This window comes from Achromobacter sp. RT286_PF, from assembly GCF_059760425.1.
On the sequence record NZ_JCBAMR010000005.1, the window covers coordinates 35,167 to 53,051 of the forward strand.

The window sequence follows — 17,885 nt, forward strand, 5'->3', positions numbered from 1 at the left end:
GCGCGCCGGCCCAGCGCCATCACCCCGCGCGCGAATCCAGCGGGATTCGGTTCAGGAAACGGTCGAAGGCGCTCAGGTACGCGACTTCCACCGTGCTCAGCTTGCGTTGCTTGTGCCAGGTCAGGAACACATCGATCTCGGCCACCGACTCCGCGGGCGGCAGCCGGCGCAGGTCACCGCTCATCACATCCTGGCGTATCAAATGTTCGGGCAAGAAACTCAGGCCGATGCCGGCCACCACCATGCGGCGTATCTCTTCGATATTGGGCGAGGTGCCCACGATGCGACCGGTAAAGCCCTGCTGATCGCGAAAGATCGTCAAGGGCGATAGCGTATCGCCGATCTGGTCGCTGGCGAAGCACACGAAGTTCTGGTCCATCAGGTCTTCCAGGCTGACGCGCGGCTTGGAGAACAGCGGATGATGACGGCCGCAGACGACCGCGTAATGGTGGCGCAGAAACAGCCGCCGCTCCAGCGCGTCAACCGGTTTGCGGCACAGACAGATGCCCAGGGCCGGCACGCGCTTGGCCAGGGCGTCCAGGATGGCGGCGCTGGGCAGCACATCCACGTGGAACTCAATCTTGGGATAGCGCCGATGAAACTGCGCCAGGAAATCGTCATAGGCCGGGCTTTGCACCTTGCTCATGACCAGCAGCCGCAGCGTACCGGCAATTTCGGCGCGGTCCTGGGTGGTGGCGTTTTCAATGCGCGCCATCGTGCCGTACATGTCGCGGGCAATGGCGTAGATTTCATCGCCCAGCCCGGTCAGACGGAATTCGCCGTTGCGCCGGTGCAGCAGCAGCCCACCCACTGCATCTTCAAGCCGCTTCAGCGCCTGGCTGACGGCCGGCTGGCTCAGGTGCAGCGCTTGCGCCGCGCGACCCACGCCGCGCTCTTGCACGACAAACATGAAGGTACGCAGCAGGTTCCAGTCCATGCGTTCGGGGGCAAGCGGTTGTGACGGGACAGTGCGAACGGGCGGCTGGGGCATGGCGTGGGGTCAAGGGCGAAAAAAAGGCCGGGTGGAATCCACGCCGGCCCCGCCGATGCCCCGTGTTTCAGACGCCGGTCAGCCCCGCGAAGAAGCGCGACGCGTTGGATTCCAATCCGTCGATATAGTAGCCGCCTTCCTGCACGATCAGCGTGGGCAGGCGCAGCGCGCCGACCTCGCCGCCCAAGCGCTCGAAACCGTCTTCCGTGACGCTGACCATGGCCTGCGGGTCTTTCTCGAAAATGTCGAAACCCAGCGACAGCACCAGCGCGTCCGGCTGGAATAGCTCGATGGCGCGGCGCGCCTGCGCCAGCCGGTCAAAGAACACGGCTTCGCTGGAGCCGTGCGGCATGGGCAGGTTGATGTTGTAGCCGTAGCCCGCGCCCGCGCCACGCTCGTCTTCAAAGCCCGCGACCACCGGGTAGAAGTTTTCAGGATCGCCGTGAATCGACACGTACAACACGTCGTTGCGTTCGTAGAAGATTTCCTGGATGCCTTGCCCGTGGTGCATGTCGGTGTCCAGGATGGCCACGCGGGGAAACTTCGACGTCAGCCGCTGCGCCGCGATGGCCGCGTTGTTCAGGTAGCAAAAGCCACCCGCCGCATCGCGCCGCGCATGGTGGCCCGGCGGGCGGCAGATGGCGTAGGCGTGCGGGTCGCCGGCCAGCAAGGCTTCGGCGCCGGCCACCGCGCACTGCGCCGCCCAGTAGGCCGACTGCCAGGTGTGCGGGCCCACGGGGCAGCTGCCGTCCGCCAGGTAACGCCCGGCCTTGGCCAGCACGCCACGCAAGGCGTTGGGTTCGCGCACGAACACGTTCGAGACCACTTCGCCGCCCCAGTCGCCCGGCAGCTTCATCCAGTCGGCATGCGCGTCTTGCAGAAAACGCAGGTAGTCCAGCGAATGCACCGCCGCCAGCGCGCCCGCGCCATGATCGGCCGGCGCCTGCACGTCAAAGCCCAGCTTCTGCGCCGCCTGCACCAGGCCGTCCAGGCGGGCCGGCACTTCTTGCGGCGTGCGCATCTTGCCGCGTGAAAAATAGGTCTGGGGATGATGCAGCTTCTGGTCGTCGTGAAAAAATGCCTTCATGCTTGCTGATCCTTCAGTTGAAAATTCTGGGTGCGCTGGCCGACAGTGCCCAGCAGCAGGACGGAAACCAGGGAAAGCAACGAAATCGCCGAGAACAACAGCGCCAGCGGCCACCACTGGCCCTTGAAATTCTCGGCCAGCACCGTACCCAGCAGCGGCGTCAAGCCACCGAAGATGGCGCCCGACAACTGATATGCCATCGAAATACCGGTGTAGCGGATGCGGGTGGGAAAGCTGTCGCTGACGTAGCCGGCGATAACGGCGTAGTAGGCGCCCATGAAGAGTACCGCCACGCCGACCCCCAGCGTAATACTGGTAAGCGAGCCCTGGTCGACCAGGTTGAACATCGCGTAGGGCGTGAAGATCGACGCAAACGCCATGGCACCCAGAAAGCGCAGGTTGCCCACGCGGCTGGCAATGTAGGCCGACAGCGGCGTGATGAAGAACTGCATGATCGACACCACCAGCAGGCAGTCCAGGATCACCGCGCGGTTCAGGCCCACGTACTGCGTGGTGTAGGCAATCATGAACGTGTTGGTGAAATAGAAGCCGGCAATGCCCAGCACATTGGCGCCCACGGCCAGCGCCAGCAGCCCCGGCGCGCCGCGCAGCACCTGTGCCAGCGGCGCCTGCGCGGGCTTGGTGCCGGCCAGCGCGGCGGACTTGGCGCGCGTGGCCTGTGCGGCCTGCTCGGCCACGAAGTCGGGCGATTCGTTCACGCTCAGGCGGATCACGAACCCCACCACCAGCAACACGGCCGAGAACAGGAACGGCACGCGCCAGCCCCAGCTGAGAAACGCCTCGTCATCCAGCCCGGTGACCAGCTTGAACATCAGCATCGACAAAATCAGCCCGGCCGGGCTGCCCAGCTGCGCAAACGAGGCGAAGAACGTGCGCTTGCTTTTGTCCGGCGAATGTTCGCCCGCCATCAGCACCGCGCCGCCCCATTCACCGCCCACGGCAATGCCCTGCACGATGCGCAGCAGGATCAACAGCACGGGCGCCCAGACGCCGATGGACGCGTGTGTGGGCAACAGGCCGATCAGCACCGTGACCGAGCCCATCATCACCAAGGTGATCACCAGGGATTTCTTGCGGCCGATCTTGTCGCCGATGTGGCCAAAGATCGCGCCGCCCAGCGGCCGCGCGAAAAAGCCCACGGCAAAAGTGCCGAACGCGGCCAAGGTGCCGTAAAAGCCCGACGCGGACGGAAAGAACAACTTGCCGAACACCAGCGCGGCGGCGGTGGCGTAGATGTAGAAGTCGTACCACTCGATCATGGTGCCGACAAAAGCGGCGGTCGACGCGCGCACCGGTTGGTGGCCCGTCACGGAATTTCCCCTCATGGCTTATCTCTCTTACGTAGGTTGAGGTCTATCAGCCAATCGTTATAGCCCCGGCCTCGCCATAAGAAAAATTCTTATTTCTTATCCTCTGAATTACTTTGCCTAATGAGTGGAAACCCCTAGTTTTAGCGGGTTTTCAGGCCCGCCCAAGACCTTATATTGCTGCCCGCATCCAGGCCGGGCGCGGCGCGGCGTCCAGCCAGTTCTTCACGATCAACCCTAGTTCGGTATCCCCGGATATCCGCAGGCGCCGTTGAAAGAACAGGGTATCTGCATCGGTGTCGCCGCGCGCCATGCTGATCAGGTCCGCCAAAACCGCGCCCAGCTCCAGGTCGGCCGGCGCGCGGGTCCAGGCCGGGCGGAATGCGCCGCCTTGCACCGAGAAGCCGGCACGCACGCCCAGGTCCTCGATGGTGATGGCAAAAGTGCGGCCGTCCAGCTCGGCGGGTGGCGCCAGCCACTTGACGCGACGCGCCAGTTCCAGCCCCGCCGCCATGTGCAATGACGCCAGCGGCGCCGGCACGCGGCGCCCCAACGCCGCCAGAAAGGCCGGAATGTGCGCGGGCGCCGTCATGCCGTGGCCTCCAGCAGTTCGATGCCCGAGCGGCCGTGGTAATAGCCGTTGCATCGCCCCATGCCGGCAGGTGGCAGCACCGTGCCCGCGGGTCGGCCATGGCGTATGGCATCCAGGGCGGCAATGGCCTCGTGCGTGCCGGCCGACTGCGGATTGACGCGCAAGACGTCGACGCCCATCCGCGCCAGCTCGCTGGCCTGCGCCAGCAGATCCAGGCACGCGGCGGACTGCACCTGGATGCCGTTGATACTGAGAAATTCACGCGATTCACGCGTGCGCATGTCCAGGCCATCGGGATGCTCAATGCAGCGAAAGCCACACTCGTCTTTCTTCAAGCGAAAATGCCGCGCGGTAAAGCAGCGCGCCGAGAACGCCAGCGCCATGCGACCCCATACCAGCGTTTCGGCGGCCAGCCCGACGGGCCGCTCTTGCAGCAGCCGCGCCAACGTTTCGCCGTCCATCTCCAGCGGCGCCACAAAACGCATGGCGCCCTGCTGCGCCAGCCATTGCAGCGTGCCGCCGTGATACGCGTTCACGTGCGGCCCCGCCACAAAAGGCCGCCCGGCCAGATGCCGCACCGCGCCCAGCTCGCCCGCTTCGATCATGAAGTCGTCCTGCGCGCACAGCTTCTTCAATGCGCTGGCTTCCGCGCCCGTCTCGATCAAGGTGCGGCCCGACAGCACCACCGTCTTGCCTGCGGCGCGCAGGTCGTGCGCCAGGTCGCGCCAGTCGTCCGCGCGCAATTCATGGCGGCGGCTACAGACGGTTTCGCCCACATAAAGAATGTCAGCCGGGCCGTCCGCCAAGGCGGCGTAGAAGTCCAGCGTGTCGCGCCGAGTCCAGTAGTACAGCAGCGGCCCGACCGATATTTGATATTGCTTGGGGTTCATTTCCATGGCCGTTCAAATGCGCCTTGTGTGACTTGGGATCCTTCCGCGTGGCGCGCCAGCAAGGCGTTCCACTTGGCCAGCGGGGCAAAGCGCGCGGGGTCGGCCTGCGCACTGTCCAGCGCGGCGCGCAGTGTGGCGACCACTTGCGCCACATAGGCCGGGCTGCGCTGGCGGCCCTCGATCTTGATGGCGCGCACGCCCATCTGCGCCAGGCGCGGCAACAGGCCGATGGCGTTCAGGCTGGTGGGTTCTTCCAGCGCATGATCGTCGCGGCCATCAACTTGAAACCGCCCCTTGCACAGCGTGGGGTACGCGGCCGGTTCGCCGGGTTCGTAGCGGTCGATCAAAATGCCCGACAAGCGCGCGTCCATGCGGCCGTTCGCTTCCGCCCAGCGCACTGCGTGGGCGGGCGAGCACACGCCCTTGTTGTTGGGGGAATCGCCCGTGGCGTACGACGACAGCAGGCAGCGGCCCTCGGCCATCACGCACAGGCTGCCAAAGCCGAACACTTCGACTTCGACGCTGACGTTGGCGCAGATGCGCGCCACTTCCGACAAGGTCAGCACGCGCGGCAACACCACGCGGCGGATGCCGAATTGTTCCTTCATCAGTTCGATGGCGTCGGCGTGCGTGGCCGACCCTTGCACTGACAGGTGCAGGCGCAGGTCGGGGTAGCGATCACTGGCATAGGCCAACAGGCCGGGGTCGGCCATGATGACGGCGTCGGCGCCCAGGGCGTGCGCGGCATCCACCGCCGCGTGCCACTCGGCCGCCCTGCCCGCCTGTACAAAAGTGTTGATGGCGAACAGCACCTGGCGTCCGCGCCGATGCGCAAGCTCGACGCCGAGGCGTATGTCGTTTTCAGAGAAATTCAGCCCGGCGAAGTTGCGGGCGTTGGTGGCGTTGCGCAGGCCGAGATAGACGGTATCGGCGCCGGCATCCAATGCGGCGGTCAGCGCCGCAAGGCTACCGGCCGGCGCCACCAGTTCCAGGGGATGGGAAGAGGTTTCCATGCCCGGCAGTCTAGAGTCCGGCGCACACGCGGGCCTTGTCGCAAATCAAACTTGGCCCGGCTGGGCAGGCCCCGGGGCGCATCCCCGAGGCACCGCCCCGCGCGCGCGCCGGCTTACATGGGCGCTTGCCCGTCCGGTGCAATCTTGCGCACCACGTAGCCCATCGGTATCCAGCGGTTCTTGCCGGCCACCATCGATACGGTTTCGGTGGCGGGCATATTGAGGAACTTGGTGGAAAAAATCACGTTCACGTACTGCCCTTGCGGCAGGTCGGCCGGGTCGGACACGCGCACCACCTGTAGCCACTCGCGCTTCGTGTGGCGGCCGACTTCATTGCGCAGCTGGCTCAGGTATTCGGACCAGCCCTGCTTGTCCACGCTCTTTTTCATGATGTCGCTGCTGGCGCTCCACATCTTGTCCGTGGCGCCGCTATCCGACATCGACGCCCATTGCTGGGCCGCCGTCACCGCGCTGTCCAGCGACGGATCGGCCGCTAGCGCCGGCGCCGCCAGCAACAGGGCGCCGCTGAAGAGGCCGACGCGCAAGGCGCGAGAAATCAGAGTTTGTTGTTGCATAAATCCTCACTGTGAAAAGATAAACACCGCATTGGCACAAGCACTGCACAAGCCCACCGGCTTGCCGGAAAATCGTTCCGGCAAGCCGACGTTCCCTTACCACTGATAGCCCGCTCCGATCACCGCGCCATACGTACCGCGCGTGTTGGTGGAGCCGGACAGCTTGTAGACCCAATTGCCGCTGGCCGACACGGTGGACAAGCCCATCGCAAAGCCCTGCTGCCCGTCGTACGTGCTGCCGGCGATGGAGAACATGCCCCGGCCCGGCGCGTAGGCTTGCGCCAGACCCGCCACCGCCAACGCCGTGGCCGTGCCGCCCGCCGCATCGCGGCGATAGCGATCGACGTCGCTGCGCAGGTTCTGGAACTTGCCGTCGGTGTAGGCGTTGGACTGCTGCACCGCGCCGCCCAGCCCGGCGTTCAACTGCTGCACGTTGACGGCGTCGTTGTTGTCGACGCCATCGGCCACGTTGCTGAGCGTGACCGGTGCCCCGCCGTTGCCCAGCGTGACGCGCGAGTAGTCAACCGCGCCCGTGCCCGGCGTGGTGGCGTACTGCACCGAGCCCTGCTTGGCCGCGTCCAGCTGCTGCACGTTGACCGCGTCCGTCTGCGCCGTGCCGGCCGCCACGTTGGTCACCTGGCGTTCCTTGCCGGCCGCCCCGACGGACACGACGTTGGCACGTCCGCCGTCGGTACTGCCCGCCCCCAGCGCCACCGAGTTGGCGCCACGCGCTTCGGCGCCGTTGCCCAACGCGGTGCTACCGTCACCCGAGGCGACGGCGCCCGCGCCGGCCGCGGTGGCATCCGCGCCGGTGGCCGTGGGCGCCGGTGTGGCGCTGGCCTGGTTCACCTGGAACATGCCGCTGCCGCCTTGCGTCAAGCCGCTATTGACGGTGGCGATCTGCTGGTCGGTGTACAGGTTGGCCTGCGTCACCGCGCCATCCAGCTGGCGCAGGTTCACGGCGTCAGTGGCGTTTTGCGCGTCGGCGACGTTGCTGACGGTGCGTTCCGCGCCCGCCGTGCCGACGGACACCGTGCCAGCGATGGTGTTGGACACGCCCGAGTACTTGCCGGTGTAGGCCGGCGCCGCGCCCATGTCGGCCACCGCATTGGCACCCAGCGCCACGTCGCCCGCTTGCAAGGCCTGCGCGCCAGTGCCCAGCGCCACGGTGTTATCCCCGGCGGCGCTGGCGGAGCCGCCCAGCGCCACGCTGCGATCACCCGCGGCGCTCGCCGAGGCGCCCAAGGCCAACGACTGCGAGCCCCCGGCCAGGGCCGACGAACCCAAGGCCACGGCCGAGTCCAGCGCGGATCGCGCCGAGGAACCGATGGCAATGCCGTTGGTGGCAGTGCTGTCCACTTCCGCCGCCAGTCCCATGCCGATGCCCGAGTCCCCGTTGACCACCGCTTCGGGTCCGACGGCAATGGCGTCCGTGCCCACCGACAACGAATCCACCAACGTGCTGTTAGCGTGGAAGTACTGGGTGCCCGTCACTGCAACCGACGCGATGGCTCCTTGCAGTTGGCGCACCGTCACGGCGTCCTGCGCTTGTGTGCCATCGGCCACGTTGATGACCTGGCGCAGCATGCCCGGCGCGCCCACCGAGAACGCCCCCGGCGCCACGGCGCGGGTCGCGGCGCGCGTCACGGCGGCCCGATCCGAGATAGAACCTTCGCCGATGGCGATACCGCCATCTACAGTGACTTGCGTGTTGGCGCCCAAGGCCAGGCTGCCCGCGCCGTCCGCCTGGGCGTTGTAGCCGATGGCGGTCGAGCCCTGTCCCCTTGCAAACGCGTTGCTCGGTGTCATCCCGGTGTCATTGGTGCGCTCGTAACGAACGCCCTGACCGTTGGTGGTCGGATCAACCGTGCCCGCAAAGTTGTTTACGGTCGTGGTCAACTCCGACATCGCTTCGTTGGTGGCGAACAGCTGCGCTCCGTTCACGGCATCCCAACTGGTTGCGCTGAGCACGCCCGGCGCCACGCTGGTGATGATGCTGGGTCCGCCGATGCTGCCGTGCGCGGCCGTGTAGGCGCCCACGCCACCGTTGGACGACGGGTCCCACATCAAGGCGTCGGTATTCACCTGCGCCAGACGCGTATTCACGGTTTGCAATTGGCGCACGTTGACCGCATCGGTCAGGTCGCTGCCCGGCGCCACGTTGGTCAGCTTGCGCAGGTTGCCCGGCGAGCCCACCGAGACTTCGCCCGCCGAGCTGATCGTGCCCGCCAGGCCAAAGGCCACATACGCGTTCTGCGCGCCCATCGACACCACCGACCCCTGGCCCAAGGCCACGTTGGCGCCGGTCAAGCCGGCATTGATGGTCGCCCCCTGGCCCAGCACCGTGGATTTGGCCACGCCGTTGTCGGTAGCCTGGTTGCCCAGCACGACCGATGCCGCACCCGTGGCCAGCGCGCCAAAGCCGCCCGCCGCGCTGTTGGCGCCCGCTGCCAATGGTTGCGCGGTGGTGACCGACGCATCCGCCACAAAGGGCCCCGACTTGCCGCTGCTGATGTTCGACACGGTGGCATCCAGCCCACCGATCGCGTTGCCCAACGTCGTGTAGGTATTGCCCTGCACGGTGTAGGTGGGCGCACTGATCGAACCGGTGACCGGGTCATAGGCCGATCCGCCGCCCAGGCCGGTTGCCACGCTGGTGGCCAGCGTGTTCAAGCCCGCTGTCGCCGCGTTCGACACGCCCGTCAGTTGCCCGACGTTGACCGCATCGGTTGCCGCACTGCCCGCTGCAAGGTTGGTGATCTTGCGTTCGGCACCTGCCGAGCCAAGGGACACTTCACCGCTGGAGCTTTGTGCTGCCGACAAGCCAATCGCGGTGTAGCCGATTTCAGCACCGATCGTTGCGGTTGAGCCTTGACCCAGCGCCACGTTAGAGCCCGTCAGGCCCGCCGTGATCGATGCGCCTTGACCCAGGACGGTTGAACCGGCCACGGCATTATCCGTCGCAGAGTTACCCAAGACGGTCGACGCGGCGCCGCTTGCCGAAGCCCCGAAGCCACCGGCCGACGCATCAGCGCCGGAGGCCACGGCTTGCGCCGTCGTCACGCTGTTGTCCGACACAAAGGGGCCAACGTTGCCGCTGCTCAAGCCCGCAACTGCGGAGTCCAGGCCGGTGACAGTGGAGTCCAGGCCAGCCACTGCCGAGTCCAGGCCGGAAACGGCGGAGTCCAGACCGGTGACCGCCGAATCCAGCCCGCCAATGGCGCCGCCCAGGTTGGAGTACGAATTGCCTTGCACGCCGTAGCTTGGCGCGGTAACCGTGCCGGTCGTTGGATCGAATGCCGATCCACCACCCAGGTTGGACGCCACGCTAGTGCCGAGCGTATTCAAGCCCGACGTCGCCGCGTTGGACACGCCCGTCAGTTGACCGACGTTCACGGCATCGGTGGCTGCGCTGCCCGCTGCAAGATTCGTGATCTTGCGTTCGGCACCTGCCGAGCCAAGGGACACTTCACCGCTGGAGCTTTGGGGTGCCGACAAGCCAATCGCGGTGTAGCCGGTTTCGGCACCTATCGTTGCCGTCGAACCTTGGCCCAGTGCCACGTTAGAACCCGTCAGCCCCGCCGTGATCGACGCGCCTTGGCCCAGGACAGTCGAATCCGCCACCGCGTTATCCGTCGCGGAATTGCCCAGGACCGTCGACGCGGCGCCCGTTGCCGAAGCCCCGAAGCCACCCGCCGACGCATCGGCGCCCGACGCCACGGCTTGCGTCGTCGTCACGCTGTTGTCCGACACAAAGGGGCCGATGTTGCCGCTGCTCAGGCCGGCAACCGCGGAGTCCAAACCGGACACTGCGGAGTCCAGGCCAGCCACTGCCGAGTCCAAGCCAGTGACCGCCGAGTCCAGACCGGTGACTGCGGAGTCCAGCCCGCCAATGGCGCCGCCCAGGTTGGAGTACGTATTGCCTTGCACACCGTAGCTTGGCGCGGTAACCGTGCCGGTCGTTGGATCGAATGCCGATCCGCCACCCAGGTTGGACGCCACGCTAGTGCCCAGCGTGTTCAAGCCCGAGGTCGCCGCGTTCGACACCCCCGTCAGTTGCCCGACGTTGACGGCATCGGTGGCAGCGCTGCCCGCTGCAAGATTGGTGATCTTGCGTTCGGCACCCGCCGAACCCAGCGACACTTCACCGCTGGAGCTTTGGGCTGCAGACAAGCCAATCGCGCTGTAGCCGGTTTCCGCACCTATCGCCGCAATCGAGCCTTGACCCAACGCCACGTTAGAACCCGTCAGCCCCGCCGTGATCGACGCGCCTTGGCCCAGGACAGTCGAATCCGCCACCGCGTTATCCGTCGCGGAATTGCCCAGGACCGTCGACGCGGCGCCCGTTGCCGAAGCCCCGAAGCCACCCGCCGACGCATCGGCGCCCGACGCCACGGCTTGCGTCGTCGTCACGCTGTTGTCCGACACAAAAGGCCCGATGTTGCCGCTGCTCAGGCCGGCAACTGCGGAGTCCAAACCGGACACTGCGGAGTCCAGGCCAGCCACTGCCGAGTCCAGGCCGGTAACCGCCGAGTCCAGACCGGTGACCGCCGAATCCAGCCCGCCAATGGCGCCGCCCAGGTTGGAGTACGTATTGCCTTGCACACCGTAGCTTGGCGCGGTAACCGTGCCGGTCGTCGGATCGAACGCCGATCCGCCGCCCAGGTTGGATGCCACGCTCGTGCCCAGCGTATTCAGGCCCGATGTTGCCGCGTTCGACACCCCCGTCAGTTGCCCGACGTTGACGGCATCGGTGGCAGCACTACCCGCTGCAAGATTGGTGATCTTGCGTTCGGCACCCGTCGAGCCCAGCGACACTTCACCGCTGGAGCTTTGGGCTGCCGACAAGCCAATCGCGGTGTAGCCGGTTTCAGCACCGATCGTTGCGGTTGAGCCTTGACCCAGCGCCACGTTTGAACCCGTCAGCCCCGCCGTGATCGACGCACCTTGACCCAGGACAGTCGAATCCGCCACCGCGTTATCCGTCGCGGAATTGCCCAAGACCGTCGACGCGGCGCCCGTTGCCGAAGCCCCGAAGCCACCCGCCGACGCATCGGCGCCCGACGCGACGGCTTGCGTCGTCGTCACGCTGTTGTCCGACACAAAGGGCCCGATGTTGCCGCTGCTCAGGCCCGCAACTGCGGAGTCCAAACCGGACACTGCGGAGTCCAGGCCAGCCACTGCCGAGTCCAGGCCGGTAACCGCCGAGTCCAGACCGGTGACTGCCGAATCCAGCCCGCCGATGGCGCCGCCCAGGTTGGAGTACGTGTTGCCTTGCACTCCGTAGCTGGGAGTGGTGACCGTGCCGGTCGTCGGATCGAATGCCGATCCACCGCCCAGGTTGGACGCCACGCTAGTGCCGAGCGTATTCAAGCCCGAGGTCGCCGCGTTGGACACCCCCGTCAGTTGCCCGACGTTGACGGCATCGGTGGCAGCACTACCCGCTGCAAGATTGGTGATCTTGCGTTCGGCACCCGCCGAACCCAGCGACACTTCACCGCTGGAGCTTTGTGCCGCCGTCAGCCCGATTGCGGTGTAGCCGGTTTCGGCGCCGATCGCCGCAATCGAGCCTTGACCCAACGCCACGTTAGAACCCGTCAGCCCCGCCGCAACCGACGCGCCTTGACCGAGCACAGTGGAATCCGCCACCGCGTTATCCGTCGCCGAGTTACCGACGACCGTCGACGCCGCGCCCGTTGCCGAAGCGCCGAAGCCGCCCGCCACTGCATCGGCACCAGAGGCGACCGGCTGCAATGCCGTCACGCTGTCGTCCGACACGAATGGGCCGGTGCTGCCGCTGCTGATGCCGCTTACCGCGGAATCCAGCTGGCTCAGCGCGTCGCCCACGCTGTTGTAGGTGCCGCCCTGGATGCCGAAGCTTGGCGGCGCGACCTGGCCGGTGGCCGGGTTATAGGCGGACCCGCCGCCCAGGCCCGTCGCCACGCTGGCGCCCAGGTTGGACGCTGCGCCGCTCAGTTGCGCCACGTTGACGGCGTCGGTCGGCGCCTTGCCGGCCGCCACGTTCGTGACCTTGCGCTGGATGGTGCTGGATCCCACCGACACCTCGCCATCGGAATCTTGCGCGGTGGACAAGCCGAACGCCGTGTAGCCGATCTGCGACCCGGTGGCCGCGCTGGAGTCCTGCCCCAGCGCCACGTTCGAACCCGACACGCCCGTGGCGATGTGCGCGCCCTGCCCCAGTACCGTCGAGCCGGCGACCGCATTGTCGGTGGCTTCGTTGCCGACCACCGTGGACGCCGCGCCGGTTGCCGATGCACCGAAGCCGCCGGCGCTGCTGTTCGCGCCCGACGCCACCGCCTGCGTGGTGGTGACGCTGTTGTCGGACACGAACGGCCCCGTATCGCCCGTCAGCAAACTGCTGATAGCCGCGTCCGTGCCCGCGAACGCCGCGCCCACATTGGCGTAGGACGTGCCCTGCACGGTGTAGCTGGGCGCGCTGACCGTGCCGGCCGCGCTGCTGTAGGTCGACCCGCCGCCCAGGCCCGTGGCCAGGCTCGTGCCCAGGTTGGACGCGGCGCCGCTCAGCTGCGCCACGTTGACAGCGTCATTCAGCGCGCTGCCGGCCGCCACGTTGCTGATCTTGCGGCGGTTGGCCGACGTGCCCACCGAGACTTCGCCGGCCGACGTCTGCGTGGCCGACAAGCCGAACGCGGTGTAGCCGGTTTGCGACCCTGTGCTGGCGTTGGCGTTCTGCCCCAGCGCCACGTTCGAGCCGGACAAGCCGGCCGTGACGCGCGCGCCTTGCCCGATCACCGTGGAATTGGCCACGGCGTTGTCGGTGGCCTGATTGCCCACCACGGTCGATGCTCCGCCCGTGGCCGATGACCCAAATCCCCCTGCGCTGCTGTTCGCCGCCGAGGCCACCGCCTGCGTCGCGGTCACGCTGTTGTCCGAGACGAACGGACCGGTTTTACCCGTCGCCAGATTGGTCAGGGCGGTGTTGGCACCCGTCAACGCCGCGCCCACGTTGGCGTAGGACGTGCCTTGAATCGTGTAGCCGGGCGCGCTGACCGTGCCCGCCGCGCTGCTGTAGGTGGCCCCCCCGCCCAGGCTCGTGGCCAGGCTGGTGCCCAGGTTGGATGCCGCGCCCGTCAACTGGCCGACGTTCACCGCGTCCGTCGCCGCGCTGCCTGCCGCGACGTTGGTGATTTTGCGACGGCTGGCCCCTGTGCCTACCGACATCTCACCACCCGAGGTCTGCGTCGCCGCCAAGCCAAAGGCGGTGTAGCCGGTCTGCGAACCCACTGTGGCCGACGCCCCCTGGCCCACCGCCACGTTGGAACCCGACAGGCCCGAGGCCACCGACGCGCCTTGCCCGATCACGGTGGAATTGGCCACCGCGTTATCGGTGGCCAGATTGCCCACCACCGTCGATGCCGCACCGGTCGCCGACGAGCCAAAGCCGCCCGCGCTGCTGTTCGCGGCAGAGGCCACGGCTTGCGTCGTGGTCGCGCTGTTGTCCGAGACGAACGGGCCCGTGTCGCCCGACACCAGGTTGGTAATGGCCGTGTTGGCCCCCGTCAATGCCGCGCCCACGTTCGTGTATGCCGTGCCCTGCACCGTGTAGCTGGGCGCGCTGACCGTGCCCGCCGTGCTGTTGTAGGTGGCGCCACCGCCCAGGCCGGTGGCCAGGCTGGTGCCTACGTTGGACGCCGCGCCGCTCAGCTGACCCACGTTCACGGCGTCGGTCAGTGCGCTGCCGGCCGCCACGTTGGTGATCTTGCGACGGCTGCCCGCCGTGCCCACCGACACTTCACCGGCGGAGCTCTGCGCCGCCGCCAGGCCGAACGAGGAATAGCCGGCTTGCGACCCGATCGTCGCCGTCGAACCTTGACCAAGCACCACGTTCTTGCCAGTCAAGCCTGCCGTGACCGACGCCCCCTGGCCCAGGATGGCCGAGTTGGCAACCGCGTTATCGCTCGATTGGTTGCCCACCACGGTGGATGCCGCGCCGGTAGCCGACGCGCCGAAACCGCCCGCGGCCGCGCCGGCGCCCGAGGACACCGCCTGCACCGTGGTCACGCTGCTGTCGGATACAAAGGGGCCGATCTTGCCCGTCGCCAGGTTCGTCACCGCCGTGTTAAGCCCGCCTATCGCGGTGCCCACGTTGGTGTAGGACGTGCCTTGCACGCTGTAGGTTGGCGTGCCGATGGTGCCGGTAGCCGCCGTGTAGGTCGCGCCGCCGCCCAGGTTGGTGGCAACGCTGGTGCCCACGTTGTTCATGCCCGAGTTGGCCGCGCTGGTCACCGCCGTCATCTGCCGCACGGTGACGGCGTCCGTCAGATCGGAGCCATCCGCCAGGTTCTTGATCTGGCGCTTGGCGGTGGCCGTGCCGACAGAAATGGCGCCCACGCCCATATTCGACGTGTTGTCGAAGGCGATACCCGCGATCGGCCCCGCCGTGCTGGGCGACACCACACCGCTGGTCTGTATGTTGGTCGAGCCCACCGCGTTCGTGCCCAGTGCAACGCCGCCCGGCACGGTCGATGTCGCGCCCGCGCCCAGCGCTATGGATGCGATGCCGGTCGCCTGCGCCCCGACACCGATGGCGATGGCGTTGCCCGCCCCCGCCGTGGCCGTCTTGCCGAACGCCATGTCGTTCAGCCCGGTGGCGGCGGCGCTGGCGCCCACGGCCACCGCGTCCGTACCGGTCGCGCCCGAGTTGGCGCGCGTATTGCTGCCCGCGCCGGTCGCCGTGGAGTTGGCGTTGAAATAGTTGGTGGGGGTCGGTGCCGACGAGGACACCTGCTGCGCCACCGCGTACAGCTGCGAACCGTTGACGGCGTCGGTGCTGGTGGCGCTGAGCAAGCCGGCCGACACGTTCTGGATGCGGCGCGTGGTGTTGCCGTCAATCCCGACGCTGACCACGCCCGTGGGCACGAGTTGGCCGCCCAGGTAGGTGTACGTGTTGCCGCCGATCGTGCTGCTGGCATACGCGTTCATACCGGACGTAAACGCCGTCGAGATACTGGTGGTGGTGGTGTTGCTGCCCAGCGCCACCGAGTTGGCGATGTTGGTCGTCGCCAGATAGCCAAGCGCCACGGTCCGGTCCACCGACACGTTGTTGCCGGCCAGGTGCCCGCCCGCCATGTTGTAGTTGCCGCTGACGTTCTGGCCGGCGCTTCTGCCGATGGCCGTGTTGAACGAGCCCGCCGCCAACGTGCCCGCTTGCGCGCCGATGGCGGTGTTGTTGCCCACGCTGGTGTTCAACCCGCTGCCCGCCAGATAGCCGACAAACGTGTCTTGCGTCGCCTTGGCTACTGACAGGTCGCCGATGGCGATGGACGACGATCCCGCCGCATTGGCTTCAGGGCCTATGGACACGGATCGGGACCCGCCCGCGCTCGTCAGATAGCCCAGCGCCACTGCGTTCACGCCAGCGGTGGTGCTTTGATAGCCGATGGCAATGGCCTGCCCCGACGACGCCTTGGCCTGGTAACCCAGGGCAATGGTGCTGCCCGCCGTGGCCAGGGAGCCGGAGCCGATGGCGATGGACGCCAGGCCGGTCGCCGTGTTCAGGTCGCCAATGGCGACGGCGCCTTGGCCAGTGGCCGGGTTGGTGTTGCCGATAGCGACCGCGCCGCGCCCGGCGGCCACAGAAGAAAAGCCCGCGCCGAAAGCGCCATTGCCGCCGTTGGCCTGCGAAGTGGATCCCAGCGCGATCGATCCCGGTGTCAGGGCCGTATTACCGTTACCCACGGCCAGCGAGCCGTCCGCCGCCGCGTTATTGTCCGCGCCTACCGCCACCGCACCCGTGCCCGTCGCGGTGTTGGGATCACCGATTGCCACCGCGCCGTCGCCCGTGGCGGTTTGTTGGCGCCCGATGGCCACCGCCCCGCCCAGGGCAGTGGCACTGTTGGCCGCCGTGCCGGACGAGCCAATCGCCACGTTTTGCCCCGTGCCGCTGGCCCGCGAACCATCGCCCACCGCGATGCCGAACGCGCCGAGGGTCTGCGCATTGCGACCGATGGCGATGCCCGACGTGGCGAGGCTGGTCACCGACGATTGTCCGCCAATGGCGATGCCGTTGATGGCGGCCGAAGAGGCGCCCGTCGTCGCGTTGGCGCCCAACGCGACCGCACCGGCCGCGGTGGCGCGCGCCCCGTTGCCGGCCGCCAGCGAACTGCCGCCGCTGGCCAGCGCGTTGTTGCCCAGCGCCGTGTCGTTGATGGGGCCGCCCACCGTTGCGCCGGCCACCGCGCTGGACCCGATGGCCAACGAGTTCTGGTTCAAGGCTTGCGCGTTGACGCCGATCCCGATCGATCCAATACCGCCTGATGCCGCTGACGCACCCAGCGCCACCGCGCCCGTGGCCGTGGCTGTGGACGACACGCCGATGGCCACGGCATTAGCTGCGGACGTGCTGGACAATTGGCCCAAGGCGACGGTGCTGTTGCCGGCGGCTGTGGTGTTCAGTCCAAGCGCCACGGCACCCGTGGCAAGCGCTGAAGCGCCCGTACCCACCGCCACCGAGCTGTTGCCAGACGCGGTTGATCCTTGCCCCACGGCGGTTGCGCCCGTGTTGGACGCGGTCGAGGAAGCACCCACCGCCACGGTATTGTTTGCGCCGGCGTTGGAGTCGGAACCGAACGCAGAGGAATTGATGCCGGTGGCCGTCGACTTCGAGCCTACGCCCGTCGCGTTATTGCCGGTCACCGAGGAATTACGGCCCACCGCGATGGAGCTCGCCCCTGTGGCCAGGGAGCCATCGCCGATTGCCACGCTGACGTTCGTCGCCGTTGCCCCCCCGCCGCCGCCGATAGCGATGGAGTTCGCGTCGACCGCGGCCGGTGAGATGCCGCCGGTGGTGATGGGGTTGATGATCATGCCTTGGATGGCGGTACCCGCCCAGACCGTTCCTCCCATTGCCGCCGCGAGTATCAATGGCGCCGCGATGCCCCCTGCCCTGCGCAACGCGGCTTGCCGCGCACCTCGATTGGACTTTCCACGGGATTTCGTCAATTCCGACACGACGACCCACGCACCGGTCACACGGTTCCAAACGAGGCTATAGACTTTATTCACGGCCAATCTCCATTGACGAATTTCGCGATTCGCCAGCAGTAAATGCGACGCTGATTCTTCTAGTAGGAATCAGAGGATTTTTCCCAGCAAATTCAGACATTTCTGTCACGAATCCTAGTGAAAGGAATTAATCCGACTTGTGTTTTGTCGCTAGCGCGTGAAACCTCTTATAAATTCCGTCTGAATAATCAGATGGCAAAAACGAATTGCTGAAAAAATAGCCGCACGCAAATGATTCGCCGCACACCGATTCAACGGTAGGCGGCAAGGGAGACAACGTCGGGAGAGGGTTATGCCGCCTGACAATGCCAACGGGGTGGCATGGCGGAAAGATGAAAAAACGGACGCAGCATCCGGCGATAC

General features: G+C 67.0%; 8 protein-coding genes. All 8 read right to left on the reverse strand.

Features of this window, described 5'->3' with window-relative positions:
- Positions 1 to 19: 19 nt before the first annotated feature.
- A complete protein-coding gene (locus AC6LJY_RS06445) occupies positions 20 to 991 on the reverse strand; it encodes a LysR family transcriptional regulator (RefSeq protein WP_104145800.1) in 972 nt (323 codons plus the stop codon).
- A 67-nt stretch (positions 992 to 1,058) separates the two neighbouring features.
- On the reverse strand, positions 1,059 to 2,078 hold the full coding sequence (locus tag AC6LJY_RS06450; protein ID WP_104145799.1) for a histone deacetylase family protein: 1,020 nt from the start codon (positions 2,076 to 2,078) through the stop codon (positions 1,059 to 1,061).
- Entirely contained in the window at positions 2,075 to 3,424 is a 1,350-nt protein-coding gene (locus AC6LJY_RS06455; protein WP_498135530.1) for an MFS transporter, read from the reverse strand. The genes AC6LJY_RS06450 and AC6LJY_RS06455 overlap by 4 nt, the downstream gene beginning before the upstream one ends.
- 154 nt (positions 3,425 to 3,578) lie before the next feature.
- Positions 3,579 to 3,998 (reverse strand): ubiquinone anaerobic biosynthesis accessory factor UbiT, encoded by a 420-nt coding sequence (gene ubiT, locus AC6LJY_RS06460; RefSeq protein WP_498135531.1) that lies wholly within the window; start codon positions 3,996 to 3,998, stop codon positions 3,579 to 3,581.
- Positions 3,995 to 4,888 (reverse strand): U32 family peptidase, encoded by an 894-nt coding sequence (locus AC6LJY_RS06465; protein ID WP_498135622.1) that lies wholly within the window; start codon positions 4,886 to 4,888, stop codon positions 3,995 to 3,997. The genes ubiT and AC6LJY_RS06465 overlap by 4 nt, the downstream gene beginning before the upstream one ends.
- The gene (ubiU, locus tag AC6LJY_RS06470; RefSeq protein WP_219990270.1) at positions 4,885 to 5,901 is read right to left on the reverse strand and encodes a ubiquinone anaerobic biosynthesis protein UbiU; all 1,017 of its coding nucleotides are present in this window, start codon (positions 5,899 to 5,901) and stop codon (positions 4,885 to 4,887) included. The genes AC6LJY_RS06465 and ubiU overlap by 4 nt, the downstream gene beginning before the upstream one ends.
- Before the next feature lie 113 nt (positions 5,902 to 6,014).
- On the reverse strand, positions 6,015 to 6,476 hold the full coding sequence (locus AC6LJY_RS06475) for a DUF4019 domain-containing protein (protein WP_104145796.1): 462 nt from the start codon (positions 6,474 to 6,476) through the stop codon (positions 6,015 to 6,017).
- A gap of 96 nt (positions 6,477 to 6,572) precedes the next feature.
- Positions 6,573 to 17,522, reverse strand: coding sequence for an ESPR-type extended signal peptide-containing protein (locus AC6LJY_RS06480; RefSeq protein ID WP_498135532.1), 10,950 nt, complete (start codon positions 17,520 to 17,522; stop codon positions 6,573 to 6,575).
- Positions 17,523 to 17,885: the final 363 nt, after the last annotated feature.